The sequence below is a fragment of the Bacillus weihaiensis genome (assembly GCF_001889165.1).
Lineage (GTDB): Bacteria > Bacillota > Bacilli > Bacillales > Bacillaceae > Metabacillus > Metabacillus weihaiensis.
On sequence record NZ_CP016020.1, the window covers coordinates 440215 to 458049 of the forward strand.

The window sequence follows — 17835 nt, forward strand, 5'->3', positions numbered from 1 at the left end:
CAGGTAAGTAAGTGAGATTTTTGTCGAAATGAGTCTAATAGCGGAAAGAGGTGCAAGAATCGCGGAAAGGAGTGCAAGAATCGCGGAAAGGAGTGCGAGAATCGCGGAAAGAGGTGCAAGAATCACAGCTAGATGTTCAAAACTCGTGCAAAAGAGCAAAAATCTCAGATAGCTCCCATGAACTCACGGGTATTTCCTTCAAAATCCTCTCAATATCCTCTCAATATCAAAACAAGCCTTCAAAGCGGACGGAATCTTCCTAATGAAAACTTTAGCTAGAATAAGATAACGTAAATATTCACCCTTAAATTTGGTATTTATTGGATGGAAGTATGCTAAACTTAATCCAGGGGGGATTTATTTGAAGAAATATATGTATGTTGCTTTTGCCACAGTTTTATTCGCTTCATTCTTTTTGGTTGGTTGTACGGAAAAAACTGAATCAGAAACTCAAGATGAAAATATACAAACAATTGAAGCAGTTTTAAAGAATAATCTTAACGGGCCAGACGATGAATTGATACAAATAGTTAATGATGTAGATAGCTATGATAATTTAGAGGCTCAAAGAAAATATGAAGAAAACCTATACAAAGAATATTTTGCAGATGAAGAAGCGTTTCTGGAGTATGTTAATTATTACGGCACTACATTGTTGATAGAACCAATAAAAAATAATGTCAAACTAAAGGTGAAAAATATTGAATGGGAAAAAACTGATTCAAAAGAGATTATTTATAACTTTAAAGTTGAATTAGAGTACCAAAAAGAAGGAAATGACAAATCTGAAATTGGTATTTTAAATGGTCAAGCTAATGTAAATGAGGAGCATAAAATAGAACGTATGAAAATTCACATTAATGAATTCTGGGGGTCGTTTGATACTAATTAAAGATTTCTCACTGTCTAAGAAAGTGGACGAGTTAGTATGATGTGGGATAAATAGTGATTACCTACATCTTTTTATTGTGGATAAAGGTTTCTGTTCCAAGCGCTTCGCTTCCGCGGGGCTGGTCGGTGAGCCTCCCGCGTCTCTGGCTCCTGCGAGGTCTCACCTGTTCACCTGCCCCCGCAGGAGTCTCTGAGCCTTCTACTTCAATCAACTGTATGTGCTGCAGTAAAACATCCTATAAAATGCGCTTATATAGCACATGAACTGATGGAGATCTTATCAAGGAAGAGTTCAAACAAACGCATGAGCCAGATGGTTTACCTTGCATCACCTTGGTTCCCAAAAGATCATTTGGTCCATAAGCTGACCCTTTAGGAGTACTTTCTTCTTCAATAATGACTACGTATTTCTCCCTGAAGCCGCTCTTATTATAGCCACCTTAAAACATATCCTACTAATCAAAACCCAGATCTATCTCCCTTTTTTTCCTCTATATATTCCTGAATTACTTTCTTTAAAGGGTGAAGGGGAGAATCAGCTTTAATGTTGCCGACCATGCCTTGTATGACGGGTAGCCTAGGTTCGTTCTTTTTTAGCTCTTCTTCAATAACTTCTAGTGTGATAAATAATTCTTCATCCTTCACGATCTTTTTAGCTTTAGATACAAGCTCTAGAATGTCTTCACGACTATTTGGTTGGGGCGTCTCTTTTTGTTTTGTGACCCAATCAGCTGCAAGAATGGGTTCATCTGTTGATTCTTGGTAGCCTTTTGCTAAGTCATCGATTCGGTTGACAATATAGTAGGATAATGTTTCAAGGTCAAATGTAGCTTGTTCAAATATTATAAACTTAAGGTAAGAATGGATAATCCCCTGAAGAATGACATTTAAATCAAATAAGTAAGGGGCAATAGCTTCTCCATAGAGCTTTGAAAGAGAATGGTGATACAAGGTGCCAATCTCTAAACCCATATTCCTCATGAATTCTTCTACTTCTCCATTAATTGGAGTGGTTTGCTCGCGAATTTGCATGATAATAAAGTCTTTATGTTTCTTAATTTCCTCAAATTGTGTTTTAAGCTGCAGAACAAATGCTTCTTTTGGATGGTATTGTTCAATCGGTAGTGCGTCAATTTTTGACTTTATCATTGTAAATTGATATTTAAAAGCTTCGAGTAATAGAGCATCCTTAGATTTAAAATGAAGATAAAAAGCTCCTTTGGACATTCCACAAGCATCAACAATTTCTTGGATAGAGGTTGTTGAGTATCCTTTCTTTGCAAAGAGCTTCATACTTTCTTCAATAATCTTTTTTTCCTTAGCGTTCATGACGATCTCCTTTAGTAGGCTACAATTTTCTTCAATCTATTCGGATTTACTATATGTCAAGAGATATGACGGATTCTCTCCCTATACTGTTGGATGGTGCTACATGGCACCTATCATTTTATATGACCAAGTTTACTATGAATAGCATAAAGAATTTTGTTTTAAGAAACAAGTTTGCTTAAGACACACTCCTTATTAGTGGAAAACCCTATCCTGTACAAATCTTCATAAAGTGTAATGAAAGCACCGAACCTTTCAAGGTCTACCTCGACAGCTAGACTCTTTAGTCGATATACCTCTATACCCAATTCCTTCCACATACACTCTCAATTATAGTCAAAAAAGGGATTGCGTCTCTTTCCTAATGATGGTAAGATAAAAAACAATTAGTATAACACATTAACTTTAATTGTATAACATTATTGTTGTTTTTTTGTTGGGAGGGTAACGGTGAAGAATAAGGAGATTGTTTATTTAGTTTCAGATTCTGTTGGTGAAACAGCTGAATTAATGGTGAAGGCTGTTGCGGCACAGTTTAATGGTGGTGAAGTAGACATAAAGCATTTTTCATACGTTCAGGAAAAGGAAGAAATTCAACATATTGTTGAGCTTGCTAAGCTGCGAAACAGTATGATTGCCTATACGCTAGTTGTCCCTAGCTTAAAGAATTTTCTTGACGAGAAATCCCAAGAGGAAGGAATTATAGCTGTTGATTTAATGCATCCGCTGATGGAGGCATTCAGTAAGAAGTTTCAAAGTGGACCTAAAAGCGAACCTGGTTTAATGAGGAGATTAGATGAAAACTATTTTAGAAGAGTTGAGGCAATTGAGTTTGCTGTGAAATACGATGATGGCCAGGATCCAAGAGGATTAAAGCATGCTGATATGGTGTTGATCGGTGTATCTCGAACGTCTAAAACTCCGCTGTCGATGTATCTTGCTCATAAGCGCTTTAAAGTCGCTAATATTCCATTAGTCCCGGAGGTTGCCCCACCAAAAGAGCTTTTTACGATACCGAAGAATAAAGTAGTGGGTCTCATTATTACTCCTACTAAATTAAATGAAATACGAATTGAGCGCCTTAAAAATCTCGGACTTACTACACAGGCGAATTATGCAAATCTCGAACGAATTCTTGATGAATTAGATTATGCAGAGAAGATTATGAAAAGAATAGGGTGTCCTGTAATAAATGTATCAAACAAGGCCATTGAGGAAACAGCAGATATCATTTTAGCCATGTTCAAACAGAGAGGAGAAGCAACTCTATGACGAAATTTGTTTATATGTTTAATGAAGGAAATGGGAAAAAGAAGGAGCTCTTAGGTGGTAAAGGTGCAAATTTAGCAGAAATGACGAAAATTGGTTTACCTGTTCCGTATGGATTTACGGTTACAACAGAAGCTTGTCATGACTACTACAAGATTGGAAAAGCCATATCAGTAGATATAGAGTTTCAAATTTTAGAAGCGCTATCATCTCTTGAAGAGGCAACAGACAAGACACTAGGTGACCCGTTAAACCCATTACTTGTATCTGTTCGATCAGGTGCTGTTCATTCCATGCCAGGGATGATGGATACGGTATTAAATCTAGGGATGAATGATGAGACAGTTGAAGGGCTAGCGGAGTTAACCCTTAATCCGAGGTTTGCCTATGATTCCTACCGACGATTTATCCAGATGTTTAGTGATGTCGTATTAAAAATAGATAGCTTTTATTTTGAACAATGTGTGGAAGAAATGAGAGCTGCAAAGGGATATCAGTCTGACCCTGAAATGACGGCTGCTGATTGGCAGGAGATAATTATTAGGTATAAAGAAATCGTGAAAAAGCATGCGAAAAGACTGTTTCCGCAAGATCCTAAGGAGCAGCTATTTCTTGCCATTAGCGCTGTATTTGATTCTTGGCATAATCAACGAGCTATCGTGTATCGCCGACTCAATCAAATTCCAGAAAACTTAGGAACTGCTGTTACTATTCAGAGTATGGTATTTGGGAATATGGGTCCTGATTCTGGAACAGGAGTTGCTTTTACAAGAAACCCTGCTACGGGGGAAGCAAAGCTTTATGGCGAATACTTAATAAATGCACAGGGAGAAGATGTCGTAGCAGGAATTCGTACACCGCAGCCTATCGCTACTTTACAGAAGGAAATGCCGGATGTGTATGAACAATTTGCCCATACGTGTGAGCTTTTAGAAAAGCATTATCGTGATATGCAAGACATTGAGTTCACTGTTGAACGTGGGAGTTTATACATTCTACAAACAAGGACAGGGAAAAGAACAGCAGAAGCAGCCATCCGTATTGCGGTGGAATTGGTAGAAGAGGGAATGATTACGAAAGAGGAAGCACTGCTCCGAGTAGACCCTGACCAATTAAATCAATTGTTACACAGAAGAATTGATGATACTTCTGACAAACAACAGCTAGCAAAAGGTTTACCAGCATCCCCTGGTGCAGCAACAGGACTGGTCGTATTTGATGCAGATGTAGCAGAACGTCTAGCAAATGATCATCAAAGTGTGATCCTCGTTCGTCCTGAAACGACTCCGGATGATATTCACGGAATGATTGCCTCACAAGCAACGGTCACAAGTCGTGGTGGTATGACTAGTCATGCAGCGGTTGTTGCACGTGGGATGGGAAAGGCATGTATTTGTGGATGTGATTCGTTGACAATTGATTTGATACAAAAGCAATTCAAGGTTGGTGAAACCGTAGTTAGAGAAGGAGATATCATTACGGTTGATGGGTCAACAGGGGAAATATTCTTGGGTGAAATCGCAATGATTGAGCCGAAATTATCTGAAGAATTCAGACAACTATTACTGTGGGCAGATGAAAAAAGGACACTAGGGGTTCGTGCAAATGCAGATAATCCTACAGATGCTAAAAAAGCGATGGAGTTTGGTGCAGAGGGAATTGGTCTTTGTCGTACGGAGCACATGTTTATGGATGCAACTCGTATTCCAATCGTACAAGAGATGATTATGGCGGAAACGTTCGATGAACGATCAATAGCTCTTTCAAAATTACTTCCGATGCAGCAGGAGGATTTTGAAGGCATTTTTGAGGTGATGAATGGGAATCCAGTCACGATCCGGTTACTAGATCCACCTTTACATGAATTTCTTCCCGATAAGGAAGAATTACTCATAGACATTACGAAGCTTCGGATGAAGGATGGAGATTCGGAGGAGTTGAAAGAAAAAGAGCAGCTTTTACGAAAGGTTCGACAGCTTCATGAATTTAATCCAATGCTAGGTCACCGTGGTTGTCGACTTGGAATGATTTTCCCTGAGATTTATGTGATGCAAGTAAAGGCCATTTTTCATGCAATTGCTCGTTCAATGGAGAAAGATATTCCAGTGAAGCCGGAAATTATGATTCCTCTAGTGGGACATGTGAATGAATTAAAGCACATGCGTCAGCTAGTGGTAGATGCTGAACTTGAGGTCATGGAGGAAACGGGGCAGGTAGTGGATTATGTAATTGGAACCATGGTAGAGGTGCCGCGTGCGGCCTTAACGGCAGATGAGATTGCTGAAGAAGCGGATTTCTTCTCATTTGGTACGAATGACCTGACGCAAACAACGTTTGGCTATAGTCGCGATGATGCAGAAGGTAAATTCCTTCAAGCCTATATTGAAACAAAAGTATTACCAAATAATCCATTTGCAACACTTGATGTGGATGGAGTTGGTAAGCTCATTGAGACAGGCGTGAAGCTTGGTCGTAATACGAAGCCTAACTTAAAAACAGGGATTTGTGGAGAGCATGGCGGAGAAAAGAAATCGATTCAATTTTGTCATGAAGTAGGGCTTGATTATGTAAGCTGTTCTCCATACCGTGTCCCGCTAGCGAGATTAGCAGCAGCTCAAGCAACGATAAGAGCAGGGCAAAAGGAGACTAAGCAGCCTCAAACCCAATGTTAAGAGTAAGGATTACTTATGTGAATTTATTTCTTCCATAAGTAATCCTATTTATATGATTTTTAAAAGGGGAAGTACACCAGATCATCACTCGCTTTTTACATTTCCTTCGTGGGTTAACATCGTTTCATAGGAACGTAAAGATAAGAGAATTTCAAGTATATGTAAAACGCTCTCTATGTCAAGTGAAACCGACAATATTTTTTTAAAATCAATAGCGAAAGATAAAAAGATAAGCTACAATGTAAGATACTCCAATATTAGCACAGACTAAATAATCAGCATGTTTCTGATTTTTCAACGTAAGCTAAGATAAGGACAAGTTATTGATGGGGGACTTTTCATATGGTTTTTTCAAAAGGAAAAAGAGATAAATTCTCAGAGCTTTTAGTAAAAATCACAGGTAATCTGGAGAAAACTACGAGGTTCTGTGTTGAACATACTATAGCTAATCATCATGATTTACAGTTGTTCTTAGAGACAGTGAAGGACTATGAAAATCAAGGGGACGAATACATACATATTATTACGAAAGAGTTAAATCAAACCTTCATTACCCCAATTGATCGTGAGGATATATTAGAGCTGGCGATTCAATTAGATGACGTATTAGATGGACTAGAGCATATTGGGGCTATGCTTGAGATGTATTCAGTTGTTGAACTAACTGAGCATATGAAAAAGTTTATTCAGACGATTCATCAATGTGCAATAGAAATATCTCAAGCTATTGAATGTTTGTCTAGTAAAAAGCTGCAAGATATTTCAACCTACTCTTTACGAATTAAAGAGCATGAATCTAATAGTGATAATTTATTACGTGTAGCGGTGAAGAACCTATTCGCTGGTGTGAAGGACCCGATAAAAATTATTCAACATAAAGACATTTATGAAGCATTAGAAGGCATTGTAGATGATTGTCGGAAGGTTGCTAATATTTTAGATAGTATAGCGATGAAGAATGCGTAGGATGATTATCTAATATGGACGCAACTTTGTTGATAACGATCCTTATTGTTTTTGGTGCTCTTCTATTTGACTTTATCAATGGCTTTCATGATACAGCCAATGCGATTGCAACTAGTGTTTCCACAAAAGCGTTAAAGCCTAGACAAGCAGTTGTCCTTGCAGCAGTCATGAATTTTGTCGGTGCTCTTACCTTTACGGGGGTTGCTAAAACAATCACAAGTGATATTATTGACCCCTTTACCTTACAGAATGGTTCGGTTATTATTCTAGCGGCTTTATTATCTGCGATTATATGGAATATGCTAACCTGGTACTATGGAATTCCAAGTAGCTCATCACATGCCATTATTGGTTCCATCGTAGGTGCTGCAATTGCGGCATCGGGTTTATTTATCATTGACTTTAATGGTTTTTTCAAGATTATACAATCATTGTTTTTAACCCCGATTTTGGCCTTTGTCATTGGATACATTGTATATAGTTTATTTAAAGTTGTTTTTCGAAACCAATCTTTAATGAAATCAAATAATCGATTTAGACGGTATCAAATCATTACTGCAGCCTTTCAATCCTATACCCATGGTACGAATGACGCGCAAAAGGCAATGGGAATTATCACATTAGCTCTGATTGCGAACAACTACCATCACTCATTAGACATTCCTTTTTGGGTCCAATTCTCATGTGCCCTTGCAATGGGGTTAGGGACGTCAGTCGGTGGCTGGAGAATCATTAAAACAGTTGGAAATAAAATCATGAAAATCCGTCCAGTAAACGGTGTCGCGGCGGACCTATCATCAGCTGGGATTATCCTAGGAGCAACTTTGTTTCATTTACCAGTGAGTACAACACATGTTATTTCATCCTCTATTCTTGGTGTCGGTTCGTCTCATCGGAAAAAGGGGGTCAACTGGGGAACGGCTCAAATGATGGTTATTACATGGGTTATCACCCTTCCAGCTTCAGCTATTTTAGCAGGGATTATTTATTATCTAGTAAATATCTTTTTGTAGAGAAACAGCATTCATATGAGAGTGCTGTTTTTTAGTGTCGGTGGTGTAAGAGTGATTGATAGTTAGATAGTTATGAAGTGAAGAATGGCATTAAGCCTACACTTGCATTCATAGTTCTCTATTCCGTTCATATACTAGGACAAGGAGACGGAGAGGAGAGATATTAATGCAAGACATCTTATTTTTAATTGTTTCTTTACTTCTATTAAGTTTTATAACAGGTATGAAAATGTTAATTCACATTTGGGGAAAGAAATACGAATATAAAACTGCCTGGAGTTTGGTAGATCAGAAGAAACCTCTTAACGAGAAAAGACAAGTAGGTTATCGTCGATAAACAGAGATATATTTCTCTGTTTTTTATTATGATTCTTTTACGTATAGTCTTACACCAGGCCTTTTCTTTGACTACTATGGTCATCGTATTTTTTAGATTAAATTGTTCTTTCCTCTCCTTTGTAGTATATTTGAAGCACGAATTTATATAAAAGAGGTTATTGCTAATGAGCTTACAACAGGAAATAAACAAACGCCGTACGTTTGCTATCATCTCTCACCCGGATGCAGGTAAAACGACGTTAACAGAAAAATTATTATTTTTCGGTCAAATTATTCGTTCAACAGGAACGGTTAAAGGGAAGAAATCTGGTAAATTTGCTGCATCTGACTGGATGGAGATTGAGAAAAAGCGTGGGATCTCTGTCACATCAAGTGTTATGAGCTTTCCTTACCATGATTTCCACGTTAATATTTTGGATACACCGGGACACGAAGATTTCAGTGAGGATACGTATCGTACATTAACGGCAGTTGATAGTGTGGTCATGATAATTGACTCAACTAAAGGTGTTGAGCCACAAACGATTAAGCTTTTTAAAGTATGTCGTATGAGAGGAATTCCAATCTTTACGTTTATTAACAAGCTTGACCGTGAAGGTCGTGATCCATTAGAGTTGCTAGCTGAAATTGAAGAAGTATTGGGCATTGAGTCTTACCCAATGAATTGGCCAGTAGGAAGTGGAAAACGTTTCTTAGGGATCCATGACCGTTTCAATAATCAATTTGTTCAATTTAAAGGAGACGAAGAGGAGGCAATGATTCCCCTCGATGAACTCGCTGGAACAGGCATTGAAGAGAATGTAGTGTACCGAGATACATTAGGTGAGATTGAGCTTCTTGAGGAGGCAGGAAATGAGTTTGATCCAGAACGAGTAAGTAGAGGAGAGCTAACACCAGTTTTCTTCGGTAGTGCCCTTGCGAACTTTGGAGTCCAAACATTCTTTGATACGTTCCTTCAATTTGCTGCGCAGCCACAGCCTCGTAAAACAGACCAAGGGTTAGTGGAGCCGAGCAAGGACCAATTCTCAGGCTATATCTTTAAAATCCAAGCAAATATGAATCCTGCTCACCGTGATCGAATTGCCTTTTTCCGTGTGTGCTCTGGAAAATTCGAACGTGGGATGAGTGTAAACCTGAGTAGGACCAATAAATCCATTAAGCTAAATCAAACCCAAGCATTTATGGCGAAAGATCGTGATACTGTTGATGAAGCCTATCCAGGTGATATTATCGGTATTTATGATCCGAACATTTATCAAATTGGCGACACATTAATTGGTGGAAAGGAAAACTACCAATACGAGGAGCTTCCTCAATTCCCACCTGAGCAATTCAAGCGTGTTCAAGCGAAAAACGTCATGAAGGCAAAGCAATTTCGTAAAGGGATTGAGCAGCTTGTTCAAGAGGGAGCGATTCAGTTATATCGTCAGGAATTGAATGATTCCATTATCTTAGGTGCCGTTGGTCAGCTTCAATTTGAGGTATTTGAATACCGTATGAAGGCTGAATACAATGTAGAGCTTGAATTCACATCGCTTGGTGAGCGAATTCCCCGCTGGATCAAAAGTGAGAATTTTGATAAGCGATTCTTTGATTCACGAAGTATGTTAGTTAAAGACCGCTTTGGTGCATACGCTGTTCTTTTTGAAAATGAGTTTACGTTACGTTACTTCCTAGAAAATCAAAAAGACATTGAGCTTGTTGATTTATTAGAAGAAAATGATTACCAAGGGTTCCAATCACATCAATAAGCAGATAGGGAGGTGAGTTCATTGATTTGAACTCGCCTCTTTTTCTATTAGCATGATATGATAGAAGGAAAAAGTAGGGGTCTTATGGAAATTATTCAAGCGCATCTAAAAGAACTACATGCTGTAGCCACTTTATTTAACCAATACCGGGTCTTTTATGACCAACCAAGCAATCTTCAAGGTGCACAAAAATTTATCCTCGAACGAATGGAGAAAAACGAATCCGTTATTTTCTTAGCTCTTGATGAAGAAGTACCGCTGGGATTCGTACAGCTTTATCCTATTTTCACATCTGTTGGGATGAAACGAAAGTGGTTATTAAATGATTTATTCGTTGACGATGCACATCGTCGTAAAGGTGTAGGGAAGGCATTAATGAATGCGGCAAAACGTTTAGGAGAAGAAACAGAAGCAGCAGGAATTTTGTTAGAAACGACAAAGGATAACCTAAAGGCACAAGCGCTATACGAAAGCTTAGGCTTTCAAAAAGAGGACACGGTCTTTTTCTATAATCTTTCCTTATAAATGAACTAGATAGGAGTTTATCACATGGTTTTAAAAGTATTATTTGCACTCGTACTCCCGTTCCTACTCGTCCTTTTGTTTACACGAGTGAGTTATAATCATTATGTAGGAACAGCTTTGACAGCCGCTCTTTTAATCGCTTCTTATACCCGTGGTTATGCTGACTACACCTTCATTATGGTAATAGATGCGATGTCATTAGTTGCGGGTTTTTTCTATGCAAGAAAAATGAAACGTGAGTTAGTTAAAAAGAATTAGGTTTGAGTAATCGATGAAACAGGAATACTTATCTTAAGAGCTAGAGATGGCTCTTTTTTATTTTTGGCTTTGTTAACCGTGCGTGGTAGTCGCTTTTTTCTAGAACAAGAAGCAGACTTGGATAATCTCACTTCCTACTTTTTTAAAAAATAATCCTATCATAACGGACAGAAGTATACATTCACTGGGTTTCCACCTCAGTAGTTCCATGGATTCCTTCAAAATCAACTCAACAGAGTGCGAAAAATAGATATACCTCTTTATTAAAAGGAAGCTCTTTTTTAATGCTTCTAAAAATAGTGTAGCATCTTAATAAATTTCATGCGAACTTTAGTTCGTATTTTTAGTGATTTTCACGATATATATGGTAAACTAAATACAACAGATACTTTTCGAATGGAGGCTTTTGCGTGAGTGAGCAATTTGAATTAGTCTCGAAATATACGCCTCAAGGTGATCAGCCTAAGGCCATTACGTCTTTAGTTGAAGGAATTCAACAGGGGAAAAAGCACCAAACACTTTTAGGAGCAACAGGAACAGGTAAAACCTTTACTGTTTCAAATGTGATTAAAGAGGTAAACAAGCCCACTTTGGTCATCGCTCATAATAAAACACTAGCTGGTCAGCTTTATAGTGAATTTAAAGAATTTTTCCCTAATAATGCTGTTGAATATTTTGTAAGCTACTATGATTATTATCAACCAGAAGCATACGTGCCACAAACAGATACATTTATTGAAAAAGATTCAAGTATCAATGATGAAATAGATAAACTACGACATTCTGCAACCTCTGCATTATTCGAGCGACAAGATGTGATTGTGATTGCAAGTGTGTCGTGTATTTATGGTCTCGGTTCTCCTGAGGAATATAAAGAGCTTGTTGTTTCACTGCGAACAGGCATGGAGATTGAGAGAAATCAATTGTTAAGAAGACTTGTGGATGTTCAATATGAGCGGAATGATATTGATTTTCGAAGAGGAACGTTTCGTGTTCGTGGAGACGTTGTTGAAATTTTCCCAGCCTCACGGGATGAACAATGTATTCGTGTTGAGTTTTTCGGTGATGAGATTGATCGTATTCGTGAGGTCGATGCTCTTACTGGTGAAATATTAGGCGAGCGCGAGCATGTTGCGATTTTCCCAGCCTCCCACTTCGTTACGAGAGAGGAAAAGATGGAAAAGGCAATTGTTAATATTGAGGCGGAGCTTGAAGAAAGGCTAGAGGAGCTTCGGGAAAACGGAAAACTACTTGAAGCCCAGCGTCTTGAACAACGAACGCGTTATGATTTGGAAATGATGAGAGAAATGGGCTTTTGTTCAGGCATCGAAAACTATTCCCGTCATTTAACGCTTCGTCCATCTGGTTCAACACCATACACATTGCTAGACTTCTTTCCGGATGATTTTTTAATTGTTGTGGATGAGTCTCACGTCACAATCCCACAAATTAGAGGGATGTTTAATGGTGACCAGGCTCGTAAGCAGGTGTTAGTCGATCATGGATTCCGATTACCATCAGCGATGGACAATAGACCACTTCGGTTTGAGGAATTTGAAAAGCATTTACATAATATCCTCTATGTCTCAGCAACACCAGGGCAATATGAGATCGATCATTCACCGAAGATGATTGAGCAAATTATCCGCCCTACTGGACTACTTGATCCGACGATTGATGTTCGCCCAATCCAAGGGCAAATTGATGATCTAATTGGTGAGATTCATACAAGGGTTGAACGAAACGAACGTGTGCTTATTACAACTCTAACGAAAAAGATGTCAGAGGATCTAACAAATTACTTGAAAGAGATTGGCATTAAGGTTAACTATCTCCACTCAGAGATTAAAACATTAGAGCGAATTGAAATTATTCGTGAGCTACGTCTTGGGAAATATGATGTCCTTATTGGAATTAACTTGTTAAGGGAAGGACTTGATATACCTGAGGTTTCCCTTGTGGCCATATTAGATGCTGATAAAGAAGGCTTCTTACGTTCTGAACGTTCTCTTATCCAGACAATTGGTCGTGCAGCACGTAACTCTGAAGGTCACGTTATTATGTATGCTGATAAAATAACGAAATCAATGAATATCGCTTTAAATGAAACACAACGCCGTCGTGAAACTCAGGAAGCCTACAACGCTAAACATGGCATTACTCCTAAGACGATTCAGAAGGAGATTCGTGATGTTATCCGTGCAACGATGGCTGCAGAGGCACAGGAAGAATACGATGCACCAGTTTCGAATAAATTATCAAAGCTTACTAAGAAAGAGCGTGACAAAGTCATAGCAGAAATGGAAAACGAAATGAAGGAAGCAGCAAAAGCGTTGAACTTCGAACGTGCGGCTGAGCTGCGTGACTTATTATTAGAATTAAAAGCGGAGGGGTGAAAATAAATGGCAATGGAACATATCGTAGTAAAAGGAGCCCGTGCTCATAACTTAAAGAATATCGATGTAACGATTCCCCGTGACAAGCTCGTTGTCTTAACGGGATTATCAGGTTCAGGTAAATCGTCACTTGCCTTTGATACCATATATGCTGAAGGGCAAAGACGTTATGTGGAATCCCTCTCAGCTTATGCGCGACAATTTCTAGGACAAATGGATAAGCCTGACGTGGATGCGATTGAAGGATTATCACCTGCTATCTCAATTGATCAAAAAACAACAAGCCGAAATCCACGTTCAACCGTTGGGACAGTTACGGAAATATATGATTATCTTCGACTCCTATATGCAAGAGTGGGGAGACCGACCTGTCCAAATCACGGAATTGAAATTAGTTCCCAAACCATTGAGCAAATGGTTGACCGGATTATGGAATACCCAGAACGTACGAAGCTACAAGTTCTTGCTCCAATGGTATCTGGTCGAAAGGGCACACATGTAAAGGTATTAGAAGACATTAAGAAACAGGGCTATGTTCGTGTTCGTGTAAATGGAGAAATGCAGGAATTATCAGATGACATCACTCTTGAGAAAAATAAAAAACACTCTATTGAAGTGGTGATTGATCGAATTGTTGTGAAGGATGGAGTTGCTTCTCGTCTTGCTGATTCATTAGAAACCGCGCTTCGCTTAGGTGAAGGGAGAGTCATGATTGATGTTATGGGAGAAGAAGAATTACTATTTAGTGAACATCATGCTTGCCCACAATGTGGGTTTTCAATTGGAGAGTTAGAGCCTAGAATGTTCTCCTTTAACAGCCCGTTCGGTGCGTGTCCATCATGTGATGGTTTAGGAACAAAGCTAGAGGTCGATTTGGACCTTATCATTCCTAATAAAGAGCTATCCTTGAATCAGAATGCCATTGCGCCATGGGAGCCAACAAGCTCTCAATATTATCCGCAAATGATTCAAGCAGTATGTAATCATTATGGAATTGATATGGATATTCCTGTGAAGGATATTCCGAAGCATTTAATGGATAAAATCTTATTTGGAAGTGACGAAGAGGAAATTTATTTTCGATACGAAAATGACTTTGGTCAAATTCGAGAGAACTACATTCAATTTGAAGGTGTCGTTCGGAATGTAGAGCGTCGCTATAAGGAAACGAGCTCCGATTATATTCGCGAGCAAATGGAAAAATATATGGGTCAGCAGCATTGTCCAACCTGTAAAGGACATCGTTTAAAAAGAGAATCGTTAGCCGTTCTTATTCAAGGAAACCATATTGGTGAGATCACGAAACTCTCAGTTCAAGATTCATTGAACTTTTTTGACTCTCTTACCTTGACTGAAAAAGAAATGAAGATTGCCAATCTCATTTTTAAAGAAATCAGTGAAAGATTAGGATTTTTAAACAATGTAGGACTTGATTACTTAACGTTAAACCGATCTGCTGGCACGCTCTCAGGTGGTGAAGCCCAGCGAATTCGCCTTGCAACTCAAATTGGCTCTCGACTAACAGGAGTTTTGTATATATTAGATGAACCATCTATAGGTCTTCATCAACGTGATAATGATCGACTTATTCAAACACTGCAAAGCATGCGAGATATTGGGAATACATTAATTGTCGTTGAGCATGATGAAGACACAATGATGGCAGCAGATTATCTAATTGATATTGGTCCAGGTGCAGGAATTCATGGGGGACAAGTTATCTCAGCAGGTACACCTGAAGAAGTCATGAACGATGAAAATTCTCTTACAGGTCAATACCTAGCTGGGACGAAATTTATCTCCTTACCATACGAACGAAGAAAACCTGACGGAAGATACATCGAAGTGAAAGGTGCAAAGGAAAACAACCTTAAAAATGTGAGCGTCAAAATTCCTTTAGGTACTTTTATTTCTGTAACGGGAGTGTCTGGTTCAGGCAAAAGTACCCTTGTAAACGAGATTTTATTAAAATCATTATCTCAAAAGCTGCATAAATCAAAGGTAAAGCCTGGTGAACATAAGGAAGTAAAAGGTGTCGAGCACCTAGAAAAGGTTATTAATATCGATCAATCTCCGATAGGACGCACACCAAGATCAAACCCAGCAACATACACAGGTGTTTTTGATGACATTCGCGATGTGTTTGCTACGACGAATGAAGCAAAGGTACGAGGCTATAAAAAGGGACGCTTCAGCTTTAATGTAAAAGGTGGGCGCTGTGAAGCTTGTCGTGGAGATGGGATTATTAAGATCGAAATGCATTTCCTTCCTGATGTGTATGTTCCATGTGAAGTTTGCCATGGGAAACGCTATAATCGTGAAACATTAGAGGTTACGTATAAAGGGAAAAACATTTCAGATATACTTGAAATGACAGTGGAGGATTCGGTTACCTTCTTTGAAAACATCCCGAAAATTAAGCGTAAGCTTCAGACAATATTAGACGTAGGCTTAGGCTATATTACGTTAGGTCAGCCGGCAACGACATTATCAGGTGGTGAAGCGCAGAGGGTTAAGCTTGCATCTGAATTACACAGACGCTCAACAGGTCGCTCCCTTTATATTTTGGACGAGCCAACAACAGGTCTACATGTAGATGATATCGCACGCCTACTCAAAGTGCTTCAGCGTTTAGTGGAAAATGGTGATACCGTACTTGTGATTGAACATAACTTGGATGTCATTAAAGCAGCGGATTATCTCATTGATTTAGGTCCAGAAGGTGGAGATAAAGGTGGACAGATCATCGGAGTCGGTACACCAGAAGAATTAATGAACAATGAACATTCACATACAGGCAGATACTTAAAGCCAATCATTCAACGTGACCGTGAACGTATGAGAAAGTTGATTAAGGAAAAAGAAGAAGTTACTCAATCGTAAAGACATATCGTTTAGTAAAAGGAAAAGAGGTGGAATGTTCACCTCTTTTTTTCTATGTATCTACGTATGTAAATGGACAAGCCTTAGACAAAAAAACCTATTCCTCGAAAATACACACAAATAATCACAGCACTCCCTTTCTAAAAAAACATGAGAAAAATCAATTTAGAGAAAACTTTCTTCCGTTTACGAAGGTAATATATGATGAAGAGTCAGTTAAACGACAATGTGAGAGGAGTGAATGGTGGCATATGGATAACGAACTGATTGGAAAGATTTTAGATGGTGATAAACATGCTTATAGAGTGCTTTACGATAAATATGTAGATTATGCGATAAGAACGGCTACCGCAATCACAAGGAATCGGGAGTATGCAAAGGATGCGGTGCAAGAAACATTTATTAGGGTGTATAAGAACTTAAATAAATACAATCCGGAACAACCATTTGAGCCGTGGTTTTACAGAATATTGACCAATGAATGCAATCGAATACTCAAAAAAGAATCAAAAATAACATTGATTAACAACTATGATCAAGAATCACGATTATCAGAAGAGTCTAAGGAATCACTTATTGACCTTTATGATTCCATTCAATCATTAAAGGATAAATATCGTATTCCCTTGTTGTTGAAATATTTAAAAGGATTTAAGGAAAAAGAGATTGCTGAAATCTTAGATATGAATGTTAATACGGTGAAAACAAGACTTTTTAAGGGGAGAAATATGTTGAAAAAGGTACTGCAACCTATTGAGGATGGGGTGAATCATAATGAGTAATCAATTTGATGAAAAAGTGACGAAGGAACTAGTGAGCCGCACACATTCTTCTGACGAAAACATGAAGGAAGAGATTTGGGCCGAAATTGAAAATGAGCTATTTACACAAAGAAGCCAAAAGAAGAAAAAGAAGCGAATATACCCTTATGTGTTGGCGACGGCAGCTAGTATTTTGCTCGTTGTTGGGTTACGTTCTGAGCCTGGTTATGCGATTATTGATCAAATTAAGGAACTGTTTGAGCCAGAAAAAGAAATCATTCAAAATCTAGAAGGGGAAGAGGAAGAGACACCTTTATCCTTAAAGAAAGGGGTAGAATCTGATTATGTCATTTATGTTGATGAAGAACGATATACATTTGTTCAAGGAGAAAATTCTGACAAAATCATAACGAAAGAACCACTTCCTGAAATGTATCCTGAGGTTTCAATGGAAATTAGACAAATACCTGATCGTGAACCTGCTGAAGTTGTAAACGAACTTAAAGGACAGTTACAAGAAGAATTTCCTGAGCTTTCTGGACCAGAGGAGATTTCCGAGCCTGTTAATGGTTTTAAGCTTCATGGAGTGAATGGTTCAGAATGGGATAGTCCTGTATTGACTACCTATGTTATTAGCAATGGACATACTGGAAGCTATGTTATAACAGAACGATATTTCTTAGAGGCAGCAGAAGGCCATGGAGTAAGATTTGATGAAATGGTAAAGGAGTTTCACATCGTTAAAGAAGTCGAATGAATCACTAAGAAGGTCTTGTAAAGCA

The 17835-nt window shown here is 38.5% G+C and carries 14 protein-coding genes; 13 read left to right on the forward strand and 1 reads right to left on the reverse strand.

Features of this window, described 5'->3' with window-relative positions; genetic code table 11:
- Positions 1-361: 361 nt before the first annotated feature.
- Positions 362-892 carry a hypothetical protein gene (locus A9C19_RS02040; protein ID WP_072578412.1) on the forward strand — a complete coding sequence of 177 codons (531 nt, stop codon included), beginning with the start codon at positions 362-364 and terminating at the stop codon, positions 890-892.
- A 458-nt stretch (positions 893-1350) separates the two neighbouring features.
- Here A9C19_RS02040 and A9C19_RS02045 read toward each other — a convergent pair whose 3' ends face one another.
- The gene (locus A9C19_RS02045) at positions 1351-2220 is read right to left on the reverse strand and encodes a TetR/AcrR family transcriptional regulator (protein WP_072578413.1); all 870 of its coding nucleotides are present in this window, start codon (positions 2218-2220) and stop codon (positions 1351-1353) included.
- Between the two features lie 450 nt (positions 2221-2670).
- On the opposite strand from A9C19_RS02045, the gene A9C19_RS02050 reads away from it, so the two are divergent.
- The 12 genes from A9C19_RS02050 (at position 2671) to A9C19_RS02100 (ending at position 17810) form a co-directional block, all read left to right on the forward strand.
- Positions 2671-3492 carry a pyruvate, water dikinase regulatory protein gene (locus A9C19_RS02050; RefSeq protein WP_072578414.1) on the forward strand — a complete coding sequence of 274 codons (822 nt, stop codon included), beginning with the start codon at positions 2671-2673 and terminating at the stop codon, positions 3490-3492.
- On the forward strand, positions 3489-6161 hold the full coding sequence (gene ppdK, locus A9C19_RS02055; RefSeq protein WP_072578415.1) for a pyruvate, phosphate dikinase: 2673 nt from the start codon (positions 3489-3491) through the stop codon (positions 6159-6161). The genes A9C19_RS02050 and ppdK overlap by 4 nt, the downstream gene beginning before the upstream one ends.
- 342 nt (positions 6162-6503) lie before the next feature.
- Positions 6504-7127 carry a DUF47 domain-containing protein gene (locus tag A9C19_RS02060; protein WP_072578416.1) on the forward strand — a complete coding sequence of 208 codons (624 nt, stop codon included), beginning with the start codon at positions 6504-6506 and terminating at the stop codon, positions 7125-7127.
- A 14-nt stretch (positions 7128-7141) separates the two neighbouring features.
- Positions 7142-8140: an inorganic phosphate transporter gene (locus A9C19_RS02065; protein ID WP_072578417.1), complete on the forward strand. Its 999-nt coding sequence runs from the start codon at positions 7142-7144 to the stop codon at positions 8138-8140.
- Between the two features lie 166 nt (positions 8141-8306).
- Positions 8307-8477 carry a hypothetical protein gene (locus tag A9C19_RS21640; RefSeq protein WP_158515044.1) on the forward strand — a complete coding sequence of 57 codons (171 nt, stop codon included), beginning with the start codon at positions 8307-8309 and terminating at the stop codon, positions 8475-8477.
- A 166-nt stretch (positions 8478-8643) separates the two neighbouring features.
- Positions 8644-10230 (forward strand): peptide chain release factor 3, encoded by a 1587-nt coding sequence (locus A9C19_RS02070; RefSeq protein WP_072578418.1) that lies wholly within the window; start codon positions 8644-8646, stop codon positions 10228-10230.
- 84 nt (positions 10231-10314) lie between these two features.
- Entirely contained in the window at positions 10315-10755 is a 441-nt protein-coding gene (locus A9C19_RS02075) for a GNAT family N-acetyltransferase (RefSeq protein ID WP_072578419.1), read from the forward strand.
- Positions 10756-10779: 24 nt separating this feature from the next.
- Entirely contained in the window at positions 10780-11013 is a 234-nt protein-coding gene (locus A9C19_RS02080) for a DUF2198 family protein (protein ID WP_072578420.1), read from the forward strand.
- Positions 11014-11423: 410 nt separating this feature from the next.
- Positions 11424-13409 carry an excinuclease ABC subunit UvrB gene (uvrB, locus tag A9C19_RS02085; protein WP_072578421.1) on the forward strand — a complete coding sequence of 662 codons (1986 nt, stop codon included), beginning with the start codon at positions 11424-11426 and terminating at the stop codon, positions 13407-13409.
- Positions 13410-13415: 6 nt separating this feature from the next.
- The gene (gene uvrA / locus A9C19_RS02090) at positions 13416-16292 is read left to right on the forward strand and encodes an excinuclease ABC subunit UvrA (protein ID WP_072578422.1); all 2877 of its coding nucleotides are present in this window, start codon (positions 13416-13418) and stop codon (positions 16290-16292) included.
- Between the two features lie 251 nt (positions 16293-16543).
- Positions 16544-17074: an RNA polymerase sigma factor gene (locus A9C19_RS02095; RefSeq protein ID WP_072581703.1), complete on the forward strand. Its 531-nt coding sequence runs from the start codon at positions 16544-16546 to the stop codon at positions 17072-17074.
- A complete protein-coding gene (locus A9C19_RS02100; protein WP_072578423.1) occupies positions 17067-17810 on the forward strand; it encodes a hypothetical protein in 744 nt (247 codons plus the stop codon). Before A9C19_RS02095 ends, A9C19_RS02100 begins: the two co-directional genes overlap by 8 nt.
- Positions 17811-17835 lie beyond the last annotated feature (25 nt).